The organism is Pedococcus sp. P3_C7 (assembly GCF_056402615.1).
Genome location: NZ_JBFUHC010000001.1, coordinates 1 through 16,715, shown reverse-complemented (window position 1 = coordinate 16,715; position 16,715 = coordinate 1). Strand labels below are relative to the sequence as shown.

Genomic DNA, 16,715 nt, shown 5'->3' with positions numbered 1-16,715 from the left:
TCATCGGCGGGCGGCGGCCGCTCCCGCGGGCGATCCGGACGGAAGCGGACGAGGGCAGCGCAGCACGATGACACTGCGGCCGTTGGCCTTGACCTTGGCGTCGGGCTTGTACTCCTTGGCCTCGACCTCCTGGGCGGAGGTGTCGAGCTCGGTGACCCAGCGCTCGCCGTACTCCTTGCCCGGGAGGACGAACGGCAGCACCTCGTGGTGGCCGTTGAAGATGACGAGGAAGTGGTCGTCGAGGGTCTGCTGCCCACGCGTGTCGGGCTCCGGGATGGTCTGGCCGTTGAGGAACACCATCATCGAGCGCGCGTAACCGTTGGCCCAGGAGTCCTCGTCCATGTGGTTGCCGCCCGGCTCGAACCACGCGATGTCGCCCACGGCGCTCTCCCCGCCGTGGTCGGCCGACCCGGCGAAGAAGCGACGGCGACGGAAGACCGGGTGGTCGCGGCGCAGCTCGACGAGCCGCTGCGTGAAGGCAATGAGGTCGAGCTGGTCCTGGTCGAGGTCCCAGTCGATCCAGGAGATCTCGTTGTCCTGGCAGTAGCCGTTGTTGTTGCCGCCCTGGGTGCGACCGAGCTCGTCACCGTGCAGCAGCATCGGCACGCCCTGCGAGAGCAGGAGGGTCGCCAGCATGTTGCGCTGCTGCCGCAGCCGGAGCGCGTTGACCTTCTTGTCCTTGGTGGGACCTTCGACGCCGCAGTTCCAGGAGCGGTTGTGGCTCTCGCCGTCGTTGCCGTCCTCGCCGTTGGCGTCGTTGTGCTTCTCGTTGTAGGACACCAGGTCCCGTAGCGTGAAGCCGTCGTGGGCGGTGACGAAGTTGATCGACGCGATGGGCTTGCGACCGCTGTGTTCGTAGAGGTCGCTGGAGCCGGTGAGGCGCGAGGCGAACTCGCCGAGGGTCGCGCTCTCGCCACGCCAGAAGTCGCGGACGGTGTCGCGGTACTTGCCGTTCCACTCGGTCCACAGGGGCGGGAAGTTGCCGACCTGGTAGCCACCGTCGCCGACGTCCCAGGGCTCCGCGATGAGCTTGACCTGGCTGACCACCGGGTCCTGCTGGACCAAGTCGAAGAACGCCGAGAGCTTGTCGACCTCGTGGAACTGGCGGGCCAGCGTCGCCGCGAGGTCGAACCGGAAGCCGTCGACGTGCATCTCGGTCACCCAGTAGCGCAGCGAGTCCATGATGAGCTGCAGCACGTGGGGGTGCCGCATCAGCAGGCTGTTGCCGGTGCCGGTCGTGTCGTAGTAGTGGGCCTTGTCCTCGTCGACCAGCCGGTAGTAGGCCGCGTTGTCGATCCCGCGGAAACAGATGGTGGGCCCGAGCTGGTTGCCCTCGGCGGTGTGGTTGTAGACCACGTCGAGGATGACCTCGATACCCGCCTCGTGGAGCGCCTTGACCATCCCCTTGAACTCCGCCACCTGTTCGCCGCGCGTGCCGTAGGCCGCATAGCCGTTGTGGGGGGCGAGGAACCCGATCGTGTTGTAGCCCCAGTAGTTCGACAGGCCCTTGTCGCGCAGCGTGAAGTCGTTGACGAACTGGTGCACCGGCATCAGCTCGATGGCCGTGATGCCGAGGTTCTTGAGGTGCTCGATGATCACCGGGTGGGCGATCCCCGCATAGGTGCCGCGGATCTCCTCCGGGATGTCGGGATGGGTCTCGGTGAGGCCCTTGACGTGGGCTTCGTAGATGACGGTGTTGTGGTACTCGTGCCGTGGGAGGCGGTCCTGGCCCCAGTCGAAGAAGGGGTTGATGACCACACCCATCATCGTGTGGCCGAGGCTGTCCTCGACGTTGGCCTTGGCCGGGTCCTCGCTGGGTGACCCGAAGTCGTAGGAGAACAGCGACTGGTCGCCGTCCGGCTGGCCGTCGATCGCCTTGGCATAGGGGTCGAGCAGCAGCTTCTGGGGGTTGCAGCGGTGGCCGTTGGCCGGGTCGTAGGGACCGTGGACGCGGTAGCCGTAGCGCTGCCCGGGCTGGACGCCGGGCAGGTAGGCGTGCCACACGAAGCCGTCCACCTCCGGCAGCGGGACGCGGGTCTCCGCGCCCTCGTCGTCGATGAGGCACAGCTCGACCTTGGTGGCCACCTCTGAGAACAACGCGAAGTTCACGCCGGTGCCGTCGAACGTTGCGCCGAGCGGGTAGGACTTGCCGGGCCAGATTTCCATGCATCGCCTTCGTCGTAGAGCAGCCCTCGTCCTGGGGCCGTGGTGAAGAAGGACGTCGACGGCCTCCAGCGAACCCATTGTGCCCGAGCCCACAGCCTTTTCACGCCACCGGTCGCCCCAGGGGTAAGCGCCCGCTTAGTACACTCGCCGGGACACCTCACCCGCCAAGCCCTCTCAGGAGTCCCGCATGAGCACCCAGCGCACCGCGATCGTCACCGGAGCCGCCCGCGGCATCGGCGCAGCAACGGCCAAGCGTCTCGCCGCGGCGGGACACGCCGTGGCCGTGCTCGACCTCGACGAGTCAGCCTGTGCCGACACGGTTTCGGCCATCACCGACGCCGGCGGCCGGGCGCTGGCTGTGGGCGTCGACGTGGCTGATGCCGCCCAGGTCGAGGCCGCCGTCCAGCGCGTCGCGGACGAGCTCGGGGCGCCGACGATCCTGGTGAACAACGCGGGGATCACCCGCGACAACCTGATCTTCAAGATGACCGAGGAGGACTGGGACGCGGTCATCAACGTGCACCTGCGTGGCTCCTTCCTCATGACGCGCGCCGTCCAGGGCTACATGACCAAGGAGAAGTTCGGCCGCATCGTGAACCTCTCCTCCAGCTCTGCGCAGGGCAACCGCGGCCAGGTGAACTACTCGGCGGCCAAGGCGGGCCTGCAGGGCTTCACCAAGACCCTCGCCATCGAGCTCGGGAAGTTCGGCGTGACCGCGAACGCCGTCGCCCCGGGGTTCATCCAGACCGAGATGACCAAGATGACGGCAGAGCGGCTCGGAGTCTCGTTCGAGGACTTCATCGCCCACTCGGCGGCCGCGATCCCCGTCCAGCGGGTCGGCCAGCCCGAGGACATCGCCGCCACGATCGGCTTCCTCTGCTCCGAGGAGGCCGGCTTCGTCTCCGGCCAGGTCATCTACGTCGCCGGCGGCCCGCTCGACTGAACCGGTCGACTCCGGGACGGTCGCAAGGCGACCATCGGGAGCTCGGCGACCATGCGCCGGCGGGCTCCGGTGCTCCCGTCGTAGCGCCAGCCGAGCAACGTGGTCAGCGTCCACCGCACCAGCGGTGCGATGAGCAGGTTGCGCCGCTCATAGGCGGCGTAGACCTCCTGCGCCTCCTCGAGCCCCAGGACCCGGTATGCCGCGGGCCTGGGTCCGCGACCGAAGTCCACTGCGGCCGGCCCGCCTGCTTCGAGGTTGCGGAACCAGTCGGAGCTCCTGCCGTAGCCGGACACGACGGTCGCCTCGCCGGTCGACCTGTCGCGGCGCACCACCTCGACGACAACTGTGAAGCGCTCTCCGCTGTGGCGTCCGGTGTGCGTGAGCTGAAGGAACCGGTGACCGAGGATCCATCCGAACCCGTTGGCGTACAACGCATTCGGAAGGGCAAAGACGGCGCGAAGCCAGGGCTTGAGGTCCTGGCTTCGGGTTCGGGGCACGTTCTCACGCTACGCCGGCGATGCGGCATACCCCTTGACAGCCGGGCGTCCTCAGGGCGATAGTTTCCTTAGCAGTTAATAAACCGAATGGTTAAGGACAATGGACCACGATCAGCTCAGCAGCACGTTCGCCGCCCTGGCGGACCCCACGCGGCGCGCCATCCTCGAGCGCCTCGCCGGGGGTGACCTCACGGTCGGGGAGCTCGCAGAGCCGTTCGCCATGACCCTGCCGGCGATCTCCAAGCACCTGTCGGTGCTGGAGCGGGCCGGGCTGATCGCCAAGGACCGTGACGGGCAGCGGCGTCACTGCCGGATCACCGCCACGCCATTGAGGAGCGCCACGTCCTGGCTCGAGGAGTACCGCCGCCACTGGGAGGCCAACCTCGACCACCTCGACGCGTACCTCACCCGCATCCAGGGACCCGCATCCCCCGATGCACACCCCGACACACCCACCACCTCACACCACGAGGAGAAGTCATGAGCAACACAGCTGCCGAAACCAACCAGCGGGCCACCGTCACCCAGCAGGGAAGCGAGGTCGTCATCACCCGAACCTTCGCCGCGCCCGCCGCCCTCATCTACGAGGTCATGACCACGCCGGAGCACATCCGCCAGTGGTGGGGTGCCGGCCACGGCGAGGTCACCGTCTGCGAGGTCGACCTCCGTGTCGGTGGTCGCTGGCACTTTGCCCAGGTGACCCCTGGTGGTGACGAGGTGTCGTTCTCCGGCGAGTACCGCGAGCTCGACCCTCCGGGCCGCCTGGTGCACACCGAGGTCTTCGACAACATCCAGAGCCCGCCGTCACTCATCCAGTCGACCTTCACCGAGCAGGACGGCCTGACGACACTTCGGGCCGTGATCACGTACGACTCCCCCGAGACCGTCGAGCTGGTGCTCGCGTCCGGCATGGAGGTCGGGCTCAACGACTCCTACGACGCCCTCGAGAAGGTCGCCCAGGGCCTCGCCGACTGAGCCGGCGGCTGCCCACGGCTGACGTCAGGCGCCCAGCACCACGATGCGTCCAGTGCTCTCTCCGGCTCCGAGCCGGGTGAGGGCACTGCGCGCGTCCTCGAACGCCACCTCTTGGGAGACAAAGGGCTTGATGGCTCCAGTTGATGCCCACTTCCCCAGCTGGAGGTGGGCAGCCTCAGCCACGTCGTGGTCGCGCTGGAGGTAGAGCCCCCAGTGCAGCCCCAGGATCGAGTAGTTCTTGACCAGCGCGTGGTTGAGGGCCGGCGTCGGGATGGTCCCGCTGGTGAAGCCCACGACGAGGATCCGCCCCTCGAAGGCCACGACCTTGGTCGACGCCTCGAAGGCGGCGCCACCCACCGGGTCGAACACCACGTCGGCGCCGTCGGGTCCCACTGCCCCCTTGAGGTCCGCCACGAGGTCGCCGGCCGAGCGGTCGACCACGACGTCCGCACCGGCTTGGCGCGCGACGTCTGCCTTGGCGGCATTGCCAACCACGGCGACGACCCGCGCACCGAGGGCCTTGCCGACCTGCACGGCCGCCAAGCCGACACCGCCCGCCGCGGCGTGCACCAACAGCGTCTCGTCGGCGTGAAGGCCGGCCCGACGGACCAGCCCCACGTAGGCCGTCTGGTAGCCGATCGTCAGGGCGCTCGCCTGGGCGTCGGAGAGTGAAGGCGGTGCGGCGAAGGCGCCGGTCGCGGGCATGAGGCACACCTGCGCCAACCCGCCGTGGGGGACGGCCGTGGTGCCCACCACCCGGTCGGCCACGGCGAACCCCGTGACGCCCTCGCCGAGCTCGAGCACCTCGGCGCAGACCTCGACTCCCGGGGTGAAGGGGAGGTCCGGTCGCACCTGGTAGTGGCCGCGTGCCATGAGCACGTCGGGGAAGTTCAGGGCAACGGCCAGGACGCGGACCAACAGGTGGCCCGGCTTGACGCGCGGCTCGCTGCGCTCGGTCAGCCACATCACGTCAGCCGGCTCGCCGTGGGAGGTGACCTGCCAGGCCTTCACGGAGTCTCCGATGTCAGTGTCAGTGTCAGTGCCAGTGTCAGTCGGTGCCCATGGTGTCAGTGGTTGATCACGCTGTCAGCCGGTGCCCATGGTGACCGCCGGGAGGGAGGCCGCCATCCGGCGCATTCCGGCAAGCCAGCGATCCGGGTCGGCGGCCCGGCCGGCATACATCTCGGCGACCTCGGGGTGGGGAAGGACGAGGAACCGTCCGTCGTCCATCGCGGTCATGAGGTCGCGCGCGACGTCATCGGGATCGACCGCGCCCGGCTCCATGAGGGCTCTGCCGGCAGAGCCGGAGTTCCAGAGCATGTCGGTGCGCACCCCCTGCGGGCACACGGCGTGAACCCGAATCCCCTTGTCGCCGTAGGTCATCGACAACCACTCGGCAAAGGCCAGCGCGGCGTGCTTGGTCACGGCGTAGGGAGCCGCGCCCGGGATCGACAGCAGGCCCGCGGCAGAAACGGTCGCGATGAACGTGCCGCTCCCGCGCTTGACCCACTCGGGAACGAGCAGCTTGGCGGCGCGGACGTGGGCCATCACGTTGACGTTCCACGACACCTCCCAGGCCTTCTCGTCGACCGCCTCGGTCCCCCCGCGAGCCACGCCTGCGTTGGCGCAGAACACCTCGACCTCTCCGAGGTGCTCACGAGCCGCCCCGACCAGGGCTGTCACGCCCGCCTCGCTCGAGGCATCACCAGGGACTGCGACGGCCCCGAGCTCGAGCGCGGTGGACTCCGCTGCCTCCGCGTCGAGGTCGTTGACCACGACCCTGGCGCCCACTGCCACGAACGCCCTGGCGTAGGCAGCGCCGATCCCCCTGCCGGCGCCCGTCACGATGACCCCGCGCCCCGTCAGGTCAGGGCTCACAGGCCGCCCCCGAGCGTGACGCCTCCGTCGACGACGAGGGTCTGGCCGGTGACCCAGCCTGCGTCCGGGGACAGCAGGAACGACACGGCTCCGGCGATGTCCTCCGGCGCACCCAGGCGCTTCAACGGGTAGGCCGCCGCCACCTTCTCCTCCCGACCCTCGTAGAGGGCCTGGGCGAACTGGGTCTTCACGATCGCCGGAGCGACGGCGTTGACCCGGATGGCGGGTCCGAGCTGGTAGGCCAGCTCGACGGTGAGGTGGATCAGGGCGGCCTTGCTCACGGCATACCAACCAATCGTGCCGGTGGCGCCGAGCCCGGCGATGGACGCGACGTTCACCACCGCTCCCGGCCGATCGTCTCGGCCCAGCCCTGAGGCGACGGCCTTCTGGATCCACGAGAACGCGGCCAGGACGTTGACGTCCATGATCTTGCGCGCCACGTCGAGCGGCGCGTCGAGCATGGGGCCGTAGGCCGGGTTGATGCCAGTGTTGTTGACGAGGTGGTCGAGGCCTCCGAACCGCTCGTGGGCGACTCGGATGACCTCGTCCTGGTGTGCCTCGTCGGCGGCATTTCCTGCCACACCAATGGCTTTCGACTCGCCGCCGAGGTGCTCCACGGCCGCTGCCAGCGCCTCGGGCTTGCGCGCCGTGATGACGACTCGGGCGCCCTCGGCAACCAGCTTCTCGGCGATACCGAGCCCGATGCCCCGCGAGGCTCCGGTGACGATGGCGACCGTTCCCCCGTGGACCCCCTGCCCGGCGCTCACCTCAGAGTCCGAGGTCACGGCCGATGAGCTCCTTCATGATCTCGTTCGACCCTGCCCAGATCTTCGAGACCCGGGCGTCGCGCCAGGCGCGAGCGACGCGGTACTCGTTCATGAAGCCGTAGCCACCGTAGAGCTGGACGCACTCGTCGAGGACGTCGTTCTGGACCTGGGCGGACCACCACTTGGCCTTGGCTGCGTCGACGGCACTGAGCTTCTGCTCGGCGTGCGCCGCGATGCAGTCGTCGACGTACGCCTGGGTGACCTCGAGCTTGGTCTGCAGCTCGGCCATCTTGAACTTGTTGTGCTGGAACGAGCCCACGGGCTGGCCGAACGCCTTGCGCTCCTTGGTGTACTCGACCGTCTCGCGGAAGATCTGGAAGGCGTGGGCGGTGTTGGCCACCGCCGCGCCGACCCGCTCCTGGGGCAGGCGCTGCATCATCGAGATGAAGCCGAGACCCTCGGCCCCGAGCCGGTTGGCGTCGGGGACGCGCACGGCCTCGAAGAAGAGCTCGGAGGTGTCAGCCTCCTCCTGCCCGACCTTGTCGAGCTTGCGACCACGGCTGAAACCCTCCATGCCCGCCTCGACCATGAACAGGGTGATGCCCTTGGCGCCCTTGGAAGGGTCGGTCCGGGCGGCCACGATGACCAGGTCGGCCTGGTAGCCGTTGGTGATGAACGTCTTGGAGCCGTTGAGCACCCAGTCGTCGCCGTCGCGGACGGCGGTGGTCTTGAGGGCAGCGAGGTCGGAACCACCCGACGGCTCGGTCATCGCGATGGCGCAGATCAGGTCACCGTTGGCCATGCCCGGGAGCCAGCGCTCCTTCTGCTCCTGCGTGCCGAGGTCGACGATGTAGGGCGGGCAGACGTCGGAGTGGATCCCGAAGCAGGACGACACGGCGAAGTTGAAGCCGGCGATCTCCTCGGCCGCGATCGCGTTGAAGCGGTAGTCATCGGCGCCGGCACCGCCGAACTCCTCGGGGATGTCGAGACCGAACAGGCCCTGCTTGCCGGCTTCCTTCCAGATGTCGCGGTCGACCGACTTCACCTCGAGCATCTGCTCGGCACGCGGCTTGAGCGTGCGTTCGACGAACTCGCGGACCGAGCTGCGGAAGGACTCGTGGTCGGGACCGTACACATTGCGGGGCATGACATTCCTCCAAGGTGACTAAGCGCTTGCTTAGTCTGCGATGGCTGAGGCATGCTGTCAACCATGTCCAGTCCCGTACGCACCGTGGACTCCGTCACAGACGCGCCCCACCGACTTCTCGAAGCAGCGGCCGAGGCGTTCGCCGACCGGGGCTTCCACGCGACCACCACGCGAGACATCGCGTCGCGGGCCGGGCTGTCCCCGGCGGGCGTCTACGTCCACTTCTCCTCCAAGGAGGAGCTGCTCTACCAGCTCAGCCGTGAGGGCCACGAGGTCGCCCGCGACATGCTGTTGGCTGCCGCGAGCAGCGCCAGCTCCCCCACCGAGGCGCTGCGGGCGATCATGGGCCGGTTCGCCACCTGGCACGCGGAGCACTTCCGGGTGGCTCGCATCGTGCAGTACGAGTTCGCGAACCTCACTCCCGAGCACCGCGACGCCGTCCTGACGCTGCGCAAGCAGATCGACGCCGTCGTGCGCGACGTCGTGACCGCCGGCGTCGCGAGCGGTGAGTTCACCGTCGACGACGTGCCCGACACGACCCTGGCGCTCATGTCGATGGCGGTCGACGTCGCCCGCTGGTACGACCCCGTGATCAAGCGCTCCCCCGAAGCCATCGGCGCGGCCTACGCCGAACTCGGCCTGCGCCTCGTTCGCGCCGGCTAGCTCGACCGCGCCGGCGCGACGCTCAGTCTCGGGTGAGCTTGCGGTAGGTGACGCGGTGCGGCCGCGCCGCATCGGCCCCGAGGCGCTCGACCTTGTTGGCTTCGTAGGACTCGAAGTTGCCCTCGAACCAGTACCACTTGGCCGGGTCCTCGTCGTCACCCTCGAAGGCGAGGATGTGGGTCGCCACCCGGTCGAGGAACCACCGGTCGTGGCTGATGACCACCGCGCAGCCGGGGAAGTCGAGCAGGGCGTTCTCGAGCGAACCGAGGGTCTCGACGTCGAGGTCGTTGGTCGGCTCGTCAAGGAGCAGCAGGTTGCCACCCTCCTTGAGGGTGAGCGCCAGGTTGAGGCGGTTGCGCTCGCCACCCGAGAGGACGCCGGTCTTCTTCTGCTGGTCAGGGCCCTTGAACCCGAACTGCGACACGTAGGCGCGGGACGGGATCTCGACGTGGCCCACGTTGATGTAGTCGTGGCCGCCGGAGACGGTCTCCCAGAGGTTCTTGTTCGGGTCCAGGCCGCCTCGGCTCTGGTCGACGTAGGAGATCTTGACCGTCTCGCCCACCTTGACCGAACCACTGTCCGCCTCCTCGAGACCGACGATGGTCTTGAAGAGCGTGGTCTTGCCGACGCCGTTGGGGCCGATGACGCCGACGATGCCGTTGCGCGGCAGGGTGAAGGACAGGTTGTCGATGAGGACGCGGTCGCCGAAGCCCTTCTTGAGGTTCTTGACCTCGATGACGGTCGAGCCCAACCGCGGCCCCGGCGGGATGGCGATCTCGTCGAAGTCCAGCTTGCGGGTGCGGTCGGCCTCGGCCGCCATCTCCTCGTAGCGCGCCAGACGCGCCTTGGACTTCACCTGACGAGCCTTGGCGTTGGAACGGACCCACTCCAGCTCCTCCTTGAGGCGCTTGGAGAGCTTGGCGTCCTTCTTGCCCTGCACCTGCAGGCGCGCCTGCTTCTTCTCGAGGTAGGTCGAGTAGTTGCCCTCGTAGGGGTAGGCGCGACCGCGGTCCAGCTCGAGGATCCACTGGGCGACGTTGTCCATGAAGTAGCGGTCGTGGGTCACGGCGACGACGGCGCCGTGGTAGGCCGCGAGGTGCTGCTCGAGCCACAGGACCGACTCGGCGTCCAGGTGGTTGGTGGGCTCGTCCAGCAGGAGCAGGTCCGGCTTCTGGAGGAGCAGTTTGCACAGCGCGACGCGGCGGCGCTCCCCACCGGAGAGCACGGTGACGTCCGCATCCGGCGGCGGGCAGCGCAGGGCGTCCATGGCCTGTTCGAGCTGGGAGTCGAGGTCCCAGGCGTCGGCGGAGTCGATGGCCTCCTGGAGCTTGCCCATCTCCTCCATCAAGGCGTCGAAGTCGGCGTCCGGCTCAGCCATCTCCGCGGAGATCGCGTTGTAGCGGTCGAGCTTTGCCTTGATCTCGCCGGCCCCCTCCTCGACGTTGCCGAGGACCGTCTTCTCCTCGTTGAGCTCGGGCTCCTGCATGAGGATCCCGACCGTGAAGCCGGGCGTGAGGCGGGCTTCACCGTTGGAAGGGTGGTCCAGCCCGGCCATGATCTTCAGGACCGAGGACTTGCCGGCTCCGTTGGGCCCCACCACGCCGATCTTGGCGCCGGGGTAGAAGGAGATGGTCACGTCATCGAGGATGACCTTGTCGCCGTGGGCCTTGCGGGCCTTCGACATGACGTAGATGAACTCGGGCATGGGGGCAAGGCTATCGGCCGGGGCCCCCACGCCCGAATCCGCGTCAGACCGTCGAGAGCTCGCGCTCGCCCTCTCCGCGAGGCACCAGGCCCGTCGGCTCCTGGGCCACCACGTAGTCGTCCGTCTCGGGATCACCGGTGTCCTGCTCGTCCCCTGTGCTGCGTCGAGCGGCCAGGTCGCCGGGGTCGTAGGAGCCGAAGTCCTCCTCCTGGGCCGGGAGCTCACCCTCGAGCGCCGCCATCGCACCCTGGACGCCCTCGTCGGCCATCCGGTCGTTGGTGTCCAGCTGGGCGCGGGTCACCCGACTGAGGGCGGTGGTCCCCCAGCTGAGGTCGTGGCCGACGTTGTAGGCGTCGATCTCGACCGACGTCGCGTGGGTGTTGTCCTGGCGCATCCACTGGTTGACCCGCAGCCGTCCGTAGACGACCACCGGCTCGCCCTTCTTGAGCGAGTGGGCCACGTTGGCGCCGAGCGACCTGAAGGCCGTGACGTTGTAGAAGCTGGTGCCGGCGTGCTCGTACTCGCGCGTCTTCGGGTTCGGCCGTCGCACCGTCGACGCCAGCCGGAAGGCCGCAAAGGGCACTCCGTTGCGTGTCGTGCGCGACTCCGGATCGGCGACCACTCGCCCGGTCACCGTGATGTAGGACTCGTTCATCTCGCTCACCTCATCTGTGTCGTTCCCCTGTGGGTTGGACGCAACAGTGAGGCAACGCGAGGCCGCGGACGAGCGTGCGCCGGAGCGCCTGTGGACGGTGTCAGGGGGCTGGACGTGCCTGTGCACCAACCCCGGCGCATCCGTGCCGCATCGCTGCCGTGTCGGGACGTCTAGCGTCGCGAGCTGGCCGGGGCCAGCCGCACCCCCGCCCGGTCCAACGACTCACGGGTGGCGCGGTGCCGGTCCAGGACCAGCCGCACCGGACCCACGATGCGCTCGCGGGCGACCCCGGCGACCTTGTCGGTCAACATGTTCCGGACTCGCTGTCCACGGCGACGGGCGCCCGCGCGCCCGAGGGTGCGGGCGAGTGCTGCGAGCGCCAGCCCCAGCAGCAGGCCCCCGGCGAACATCAGCAATGGGTAGGGCAGAGGTCCGAGCCGGGGTGGGTCCACGTCGGGAAGGGCCAGCCACCCCATCACCACGAGCGCGGCCAGCCAGAGGAACCCGAGGGCCGCGACGAAGGCGAGAATTAGCTGGGCAAGCCCGAAGGCCTGCCACCACATCGGGGGGCGCATCTTCAGCGACGTGCCCACGACCGCCTGGTCGAGGGCGTCGGCCAGCTCGGGACCGGGCGGCGTCGCCGCGTCGGCGACCGCTTCGGCCCACCGGTTCGGCAGGCCCTCTGCCGCCTCGTCCCCGACCTTTCGGGTAGCCAGCTCGACGGCCGACCGGGCTGCCGGGGTGGGCGGGGGAAGGGAGGAACGCCCGAGAACGGTTCGGACGTCACCTGCGGTGACGGCGAGCTTCTCCTCCACCGCATCGCGGGTGTTGAGGCGCAGCCGCTTCATCGGGTCGGGGCGCAGGGCGCGCACCCAGCGGGTGAACGGCCACCCGGTGCGACCCCAGGCCTGGTTGCGGTAGTCCCTCTCGACGGCCGCCACGACCGTCGGGATCCCGGCAGCACGGGCGAGCGCGTCGACGAGCTCGGCGTCCACGGTGTCGGACAGCGTCGGCTCGGTCAGGGCCACCCCGCCGCGCAGGGTGGTCGCGCTGGCCGAGACGTCGGCAAGGAGCCGGTGCTGGGCCGCGTTCTGGGCAGCGACAGCCGTCGCAAGGCGGAGCCGGAGGTCGTCGATCCCCGTGCCAGCAGTGGCCGAGGTCGAGATCACCTGGACCCCCGGAATGCCGTCCTCCGCCGCCAGCCGCGCGAGGTCGCGACGGATCTGGCCCATCGCGTCCGAGGAGAGGCGGTCGGCCTGGTTCAGCACCACGACCGTCACGGCGTGATGGGTCGACAAGGTGCGGAGATAGTCGTCGTGAAGGCGAGCATCGGCGTACTTCTGCGGGTCGGTGACCCACACGAACACGTCGACGAGCTCGAGCACTCGCTCTGACTCGGCGCGGTGCGCCTCGACCCGCGAGTCGAAGTCGGGCAGGTCCAGCAGCACCAGCCCGTCGAGGTTCCAGGGGCTGTCGGGGCCGCCGGTCGGGTCCGTCGTCAGCGGGTCCACGTGGTGGCGTTGGGCCACGGACAACCAGTCGAGCAGGTCCGTGGCGTCGTCGTCGCCCCACACCGCAGCCACAGGGCGCGACGTCGTGGGCCTGCGGGCCCCGACCATGGCCACGGTTGAACCGACCAGGGCATTGAACAGGCTGGACTTGCCGGAACCCGTTGCTCCCGCGAGGGCGACGACGGTGTGGTTGCCGGTCTTGGAGATTCGTCCGGCGATCTTGTCGACCACCGCTCGAGCGGACGCCACCGCGGCCGGGTCGAGCTGGTTCCCCCCTGCGGCCACCGCCTGCTCGAGGGCACGGGTGCGCGCGGTCAGCTCCTCGACACTCACGGACTTGACCTGCTTGCTGCCCATCTTCAACGGGCTCATCGAACCGCCTTCACCGCTGCCGCCGCGTCGGCCAGGCGTTCGGCCTGGCCTTCTGTCGTCTCCACCCCGTCGAGGGCACCGTCGTAGCGACGTCGCTCCACGGCATACAGCTCCTGCACGTGCTCGAGCAGGCGCTTGCGCGCCTTGGCCGCCATGTCGCGCACCGCCTGGTCGCCGAAGATCGCCTCGAGCACCTTCTGGGCGAGCACCGCGGTGCCACCGGCGATGCCGACCTCGGCCCCGATCAGGCCCCCCGTGTGGGCGAACGCCACGAGCATCAGGATCACTCCGATGCCGTTGAGGCCGTAGGCCGCGATGCGTGCCGTGGTGCGGCGGTCCTTGCCCTCGCCACGCACCAGCTCGAGCACCTCGACCTGCCAGTCGCGGACGAGCCGCTCGACCTGTGGCGCCAGGTCGGTCGACGCCTTGGACAGCTCCGGTGTCTGCTCGAGCAGCCGATCTCCGCCGGGGAGCTGGCGCCACGTGCGCGCGACGGTTGCGGCGGCACCCTGCCCCTGGGCGTTGATGAGGGCGGCGACCCCGGTCTGGAGCGCCTCCCCCAGGTCGCCCGCGGGCGGGGCCTGACCCTTCAGCGCCGCCGTGATCCGGTCACGCACCTTCGAGATGGTCGACTCGACCTGCTTGAAGAACTCGCCAGTGCCGACGTACTCCTGCCAGCGGGCCAGCACCTCGCCGCGCAGCAGCGTGCCGTCGGTCATGCCGTGTTCGACGTTGGCCAGCGCCTCGCGGTATGCCGCCTCGGCGGCGTCGTGCAGGGCGTCCACCGCCTGGGCCTGCTGCCGGGAGGCCGTGACGAGGACGCCCGCGCGGTGGTCGAGGCTGCCGAGGGCGCCGTCGAGAGTCTGCTTGACGATGACCGAGCGGGCGCGGGCGTCGCTGGCGAGCGCGGTCAACCACGAACGGAGGCGGGCGACGTCGGGCTCGGGGAGCCGTCCCTCGTCGGTCAGGTCGGCTTCCGGGATCCCGAAGATGGGCGCGGTGGACAGACCCTGCTCACGCAGCATCGAGGCGAGGTGGCTGCGGATGTCGGCCATCGCCTCGGGCGGCACCCGGTCCAGCACGATGGCGATGGCGGTGCCGTGCTCGGACGCCTGGCGCAGCAGGTCCCACGGGACGGCGTCGGCATACCGGGCGGCCGTGGTGACGAAGAGCCAGAGGTCGGCTGCCGCGAGCAGCTGGGTCGCGAGTGCCCGGTTCGCACTCACCACGGAGTCGATGTCGGGAGCATCCAGCAGGGCCATGCCGGGGGGCAGCGAGCTCGACACGACGAGGCGCAGGGCGTTGACCCCGGCGCTGGCCGCAGCCCCGGTCACCCGGCTCAGCCCCGGCAGCACGCGGTCGTCGGAGAACCACCGCGCGTCCTGGGGGTGGTGGACCAGGACAGGGGTGGTCGTCGTCGGGCGGAGCACCCCTGAGCGGCTCACCTCGGCATCCACGATGGAGTTGACCAGGGTGGACTTGCCGGCCCCCGTCGAGCCACCGACCACCGCGAGCAGGGGCGCGTCGAGCGAGCGCAGCCGCGGGATGACGTAGTCGTCGAGCTGCTTGATGAGGGCATCGCGGGTGGCCCGTCCGACCACGACGTCGGGGATGTCGAGGGGCAGACCAGCCTGCTCGACCTGTTCACGGAGGGTCGTCACGGCGCCCAACATCGACATGGCGTCGTCCCTGGAAATCACACCGCAAGCCTAACGAATCGGACGCTGTGCGCCGTGCGCGACAGACCCGGTCGAAGCACCCGTTCGATAAAGATCCTGCCTCCTCGGGACCGAGGGCGGACGCGGGTGACGGGGTTCGCCCGACCGGGTCCGGTTTCGGGCCGGTTTCGGGGCCGGGACGCGAGGAGCTCAGGACCTAGAAGCGTCGGAAGTAGTCGTCGTAGCCGCTCGCCGTCGACCCGTCGCCGCTGCTGGTGCGTGGGTGGAGGCGTTCGACGGGTTCGATCAGCTCGACACCGTCGAGGGTGAGGTCGTCGATGTTGGCGTCCTGGGCCGGCGCCGGACGCCAGCGGCGGGGCTCTCGGACGGGTTGTTCGTCGTCCGGCTCGTCGAACTCCGCCGGAAGCCGCAGCCACCAGATCGCGACCAGTGCCAGCAGCAAGAGGCAGACGACAGGCATGGCGAGACCGTTGAGCAGCTGCTCGGTCGTGCTGGGCCCGGGATCGTAGGTGACGGTTTCGCTGTCCGCAGAGGGTGCGTTGGGGTCACCGCGGACCAGTCCCACTGCCGTGGACACCACGAAGACCAGGTTCAGCAGGACCGCGGCCACCCAGACGGCGAAGGTCTCCCAGCGCAGGAGTCCGGCGTGGCTGACCGGCTGCGCAAAGTGGAGCATGCCGAGGACTGCCAGCAGCAGCAGCGATCCGATGAGCATCCCTGTCGGAGACTGACCGAAGCCGAACCCGTACATCGCGAACACGAACAGCCTGTCGAGGAACGGTGTCGCCTCCGTGCGCGGCTCCCCGTCTGCCCCGTAGCTCTGCCCCGTCGACTGGAAGACCAGCCAGCTCTGGTAGGCGGTCGCGACGACTGCCACCGCGGCGGCCACCTCGAGCAGTCGAGCGGACACGAACCACGTGCGCGGCAGGGTCCAGTCCTGCCGCAACGACGTCAGCTGCATGGTTGGCCCCTTCCTCCCGGCGTCCAATCTAATCGAGGGGAGCGCCGCCACAATGGCCTGATGCGCATCTTTGCGGCCGTCGTGCCGACCGAGACCGCCCTGGAGGACCTCGCCGAGTTCCTCGACCCCCGCCGTGACGCCGGCCCGGACCTGCGGTGGACCGACTCCAGCCTCTGGCACGTCACCACCGCCTTCATGGCCGACGTGCCGAGCCGGCTGGTCGAGTCCCTGGTCGACGGGATCGCCGAGGCCGTGGGCGAACGTCCACCCATGTCGCTGCGCCTCAAGGGTGGCGGCGCCTTTCCCAATCCCTATGAGGCCAGAGTCACCTGGATGGGCGTCGACGGGGACCCGGAGTCCCTGGAGTCCCTTGCCGGCCTGGCGCGTGCCGTCCGCCGCGCCTGCAGCCATGTCGGCGCCAGCCCCGAGGGCGGGCCGTTCACGCCGCACCTCACGGTGGCCCGCTCACGCCACCCCTTCGAGGCCACGCGCTGGCTGCGCGTGCTCGATGCGTATGCCGGCCCGGCGTGGACGGCGGACGAGGTCACCCTTTTCGCGTCGCACCGTGGCGAAGGCCAGGGGCGCCCCCACTACGAGCCGATCGCCGTGGTCGAGCTGGCCGGCTGAACCGGTTGGCCGTGAGCGCCCCTGTAGGCATTCGGCTGATGGTTGACGGTTTTACGTCGGTTGATCCTTGACACTCCTTACGTCAGTTTGTCCTGCGGGTCTTGGTCAGTGCACCTCCCAAGGGTCGTTTGTTGCGGACGGGGCCGGTGCTGTCGCGTCGCACGGTGCG

General features: G+C 69.3%; 16 protein-coding genes. 5 read left to right on the top strand and 11 right to left on the bottom strand.

The features are described 5' to 3' along the window. Positions 1–2,166, bottom strand: a complete 2,166-nt coding sequence (glgX, locus tag AC1DS4_RS00080; RefSeq protein ID WP_477624640.1) for a glycogen debranching protein GlgX — start codon at positions 2,164–2,166, stop codon at positions 1–3. Between the two features lie 187 nt (positions 2,167–2,353). Here glgX and fabG point away from each other — a divergent pair, with 187 nt between their 5' ends. Beyond that, complete coding sequence (gene fabG / locus AC1DS4_RS00075; protein ID WP_477612421.1) at positions 2,354–3,109, top strand: 3-oxoacyl-ACP reductase FabG; 756 nt, start codon at positions 2,354–2,356, stop codon at positions 3,107–3,109. Here fabG and AC1DS4_RS00070 read toward each other — a convergent pair. Continuing rightward, positions 3,082–3,606 carry a nitroreductase family deazaflavin-dependent oxidoreductase gene (locus AC1DS4_RS00070; RefSeq protein ID WP_477624639.1) on the bottom strand — a complete coding sequence of 175 codons (525 nt, stop codon included), beginning with the start codon at positions 3,604–3,606 and terminating at the stop codon, positions 3,082–3,084. The two genes, fabG and AC1DS4_RS00070, sit on opposite strands and share 28 nt — an antisense overlap. A gap of 100 nt (positions 3,607–3,706) precedes the next feature. Here AC1DS4_RS00070 and AC1DS4_RS00065 point away from each other — a divergent pair, with 100 nt between their 5' ends. Together AC1DS4_RS00065 and AC1DS4_RS00060 are read left to right on the top strand one after the other, a co-directional pair. After that, a complete protein-coding gene (locus AC1DS4_RS00065) occupies positions 3,707–4,090 on the top strand; it encodes an ArsR/SmtB family transcription factor (protein WP_477624638.1) in 384 nt (127 codons plus the stop codon). Then, positions 4,087–4,581: an SRPBCC family protein gene (locus tag AC1DS4_RS00060; protein ID WP_477624637.1), complete on the top strand. Its 495-nt coding sequence runs from the start codon at positions 4,087–4,089 to the stop codon at positions 4,579–4,581. Before AC1DS4_RS00065 ends, AC1DS4_RS00060 begins: the two co-directional genes overlap by 4 nt. Positions 4,582–4,605: 24 nt before the next feature. On the opposite strand, the gene AC1DS4_RS00055 is transcribed toward AC1DS4_RS00060, so the two are convergent. From AC1DS4_RS00055 to AC1DS4_RS00040, 4 genes are all read right to left on the bottom strand, one after another. Then, a complete protein-coding gene (locus tag AC1DS4_RS00055) occupies positions 4,606–5,592 on the bottom strand; it encodes an NADPH:quinone oxidoreductase family protein (RefSeq protein WP_477631926.1) in 987 nt (328 codons plus the stop codon). 75 nt (positions 5,593–5,667) lie between these two features. Beyond that, the gene (locus AC1DS4_RS00050) at positions 5,668–6,459 is read right to left on the bottom strand and encodes an SDR family oxidoreductase (RefSeq protein ID WP_477612416.1); all 792 of its coding nucleotides are present in this window, start codon (positions 6,457–6,459) and stop codon (positions 5,668–5,670) included. Next, positions 6,456–7,244, bottom strand: a complete 789-nt coding sequence (locus AC1DS4_RS00045; RefSeq protein WP_477612415.1) for an SDR family oxidoreductase — start codon at positions 7,242–7,244, stop codon at positions 6,456–6,458. Before AC1DS4_RS00045 ends, AC1DS4_RS00050 begins: the two co-directional genes overlap by 4 nt. Continuing rightward, positions 7,228–8,373 (bottom strand): acyl-CoA dehydrogenase family protein, encoded by a 1,146-nt coding sequence (locus AC1DS4_RS00040; protein ID WP_477612414.1) that lies wholly within the window; start codon positions 8,371–8,373, stop codon positions 7,228–7,230. The genes AC1DS4_RS00045 and AC1DS4_RS00040 overlap by 17 nt, the downstream gene beginning before the upstream one ends. Before the next feature lie 63 nt (positions 8,374–8,436). On the opposite strand from AC1DS4_RS00040, the gene AC1DS4_RS00035 reads away from it, so the two are divergent. Next, a complete protein-coding gene (locus tag AC1DS4_RS00035) occupies positions 8,437–9,036 on the top strand; it encodes a TetR/AcrR family transcriptional regulator (RefSeq protein ID WP_477612413.1) in 600 nt (199 codons plus the stop codon). Positions 9,037–9,058: 22 nt separating this feature from the next. On the opposite strand, the gene ettA is transcribed toward AC1DS4_RS00035, so the two are convergent. From ettA to AC1DS4_RS00010, 5 genes are all read right to left on the bottom strand, one after another. After that, positions 9,059–10,741: an energy-dependent translational throttle protein EttA gene (gene ettA / locus AC1DS4_RS00030; RefSeq protein ID WP_477612412.1), complete on the bottom strand. Its 1,683-nt coding sequence runs from the start codon at positions 10,739–10,741 to the stop codon at positions 9,059–9,061. 43 nt (positions 10,742–10,784) lie between these two features. Then, positions 10,785–11,396: a single-stranded DNA-binding protein gene (locus AC1DS4_RS00025; protein WP_477632288.1), complete on the bottom strand. Its 612-nt coding sequence runs from the start codon at positions 11,394–11,396 to the stop codon at positions 10,785–10,787. Positions 11,397–11,566: 170 nt separating this feature from the next. Next, the gene (locus AC1DS4_RS00020; RefSeq protein WP_477631925.1) at positions 11,567–13,279 is read right to left on the bottom strand and encodes a GTPase; all 1,713 of its coding nucleotides are present in this window, start codon (positions 13,277–13,279) and stop codon (positions 11,567–11,569) included. Continuing rightward, positions 13,276–14,958, bottom strand: a complete 1,683-nt coding sequence (locus AC1DS4_RS00015) for a dynamin family protein (RefSeq protein WP_477645988.1) — start codon at positions 14,956–14,958, stop codon at positions 13,276–13,278. The genes AC1DS4_RS00020 and AC1DS4_RS00015 overlap by 4 nt, the downstream gene beginning before the upstream one ends. A gap of 196 nt (positions 14,959–15,154) precedes the next feature. Then, positions 15,155–15,919: a hypothetical protein gene (locus AC1DS4_RS00010; protein WP_477612409.1), complete on the bottom strand. Its 765-nt coding sequence runs from the start codon at positions 15,917–15,919 to the stop codon at positions 15,155–15,157. A 60-nt stretch (positions 15,920–15,979) separates the two neighbouring features. Between AC1DS4_RS00010 and thpR the strand changes: the two genes are divergently transcribed. After that, on the top strand, positions 15,980–16,546 hold the full coding sequence (thpR, locus tag AC1DS4_RS00005; RefSeq protein WP_477612408.1) for an RNA 2',3'-cyclic phosphodiesterase: 567 nt from the start codon (positions 15,980–15,982) through the stop codon (positions 16,544–16,546). Positions 16,547–16,715: the final 169 nt, after the last annotated feature.

Coding starts and splice junctions, on each gene's coding strand:
- AC1DS4_RS00065 (WP_477624638.1), top strand. CDS start 3,707: ATGGACCACGATCAGCTCAGCAGCACGTTCGCCGCCCTGGCGGACCCC.
- fabG (WP_477612421.1), top strand. CDS start 2,354: ATGAGCACCCAGCGCACCGCGATCGTCACCGGAGCCGCCCGCGGCATC.
- glgX (WP_477624640.1), bottom strand. CDS start 2,166: ATGGAAATCTGGCCCGGCAAGTCCTACCCGCTCGGCGCAACGTTCGAC.
- AC1DS4_RS00060 (WP_477624637.1), top strand. CDS start 4,087: ATGAGCAACACAGCTGCCGAAACCAACCAGCGGGCCACCGTCACCCAG.
- AC1DS4_RS00025 (WP_477632288.1), bottom strand. CDS start 11,396: ATGAACGAGTCCTACATCACGGTGACCGGGCGAGTGGTCGCCGATCCG.
- AC1DS4_RS00040 (WP_477612414.1), bottom strand. CDS start 8,373: ATGCCCCGCAATGTGTACGGTCCCGACCACGAGTCCTTCCGCAGCTCG.
- AC1DS4_RS00015 (WP_477645988.1), bottom strand. CDS start 14,958: ATGTCGATGTTGGGCGCCGTGACGACCCTCCGTGAACAGGTCGAGCAG.
- AC1DS4_RS00010 (WP_477612409.1), bottom strand. CDS start 15,919: ATGCAGCTGACGTCGTTGCGGCAGGACTGGACCCTGCCGCGCACGTGG.
- AC1DS4_RS00020 (WP_477631925.1), bottom strand. CDS start 13,279: ATGAGCCCGTTGAAGATGGGCAGCAAGCAGGTCAAGTCCGTGAGTGTC.
- AC1DS4_RS00035 (WP_477612413.1), top strand. CDS start 8,437: ATGTCCAGTCCCGTACGCACCGTGGACTCCGTCACAGACGCGCCCCAC.
- ettA (WP_477612412.1), bottom strand. CDS start 10,741: ATGCCCGAGTTCATCTACGTCATGTCGAAGGCCCGCAAGGCCCACGGC.
- thpR (WP_477612408.1), top strand. CDS start 15,980: ATGCGCATCTTTGCGGCCGTCGTGCCGACCGAGACCGCCCTGGAGGAC.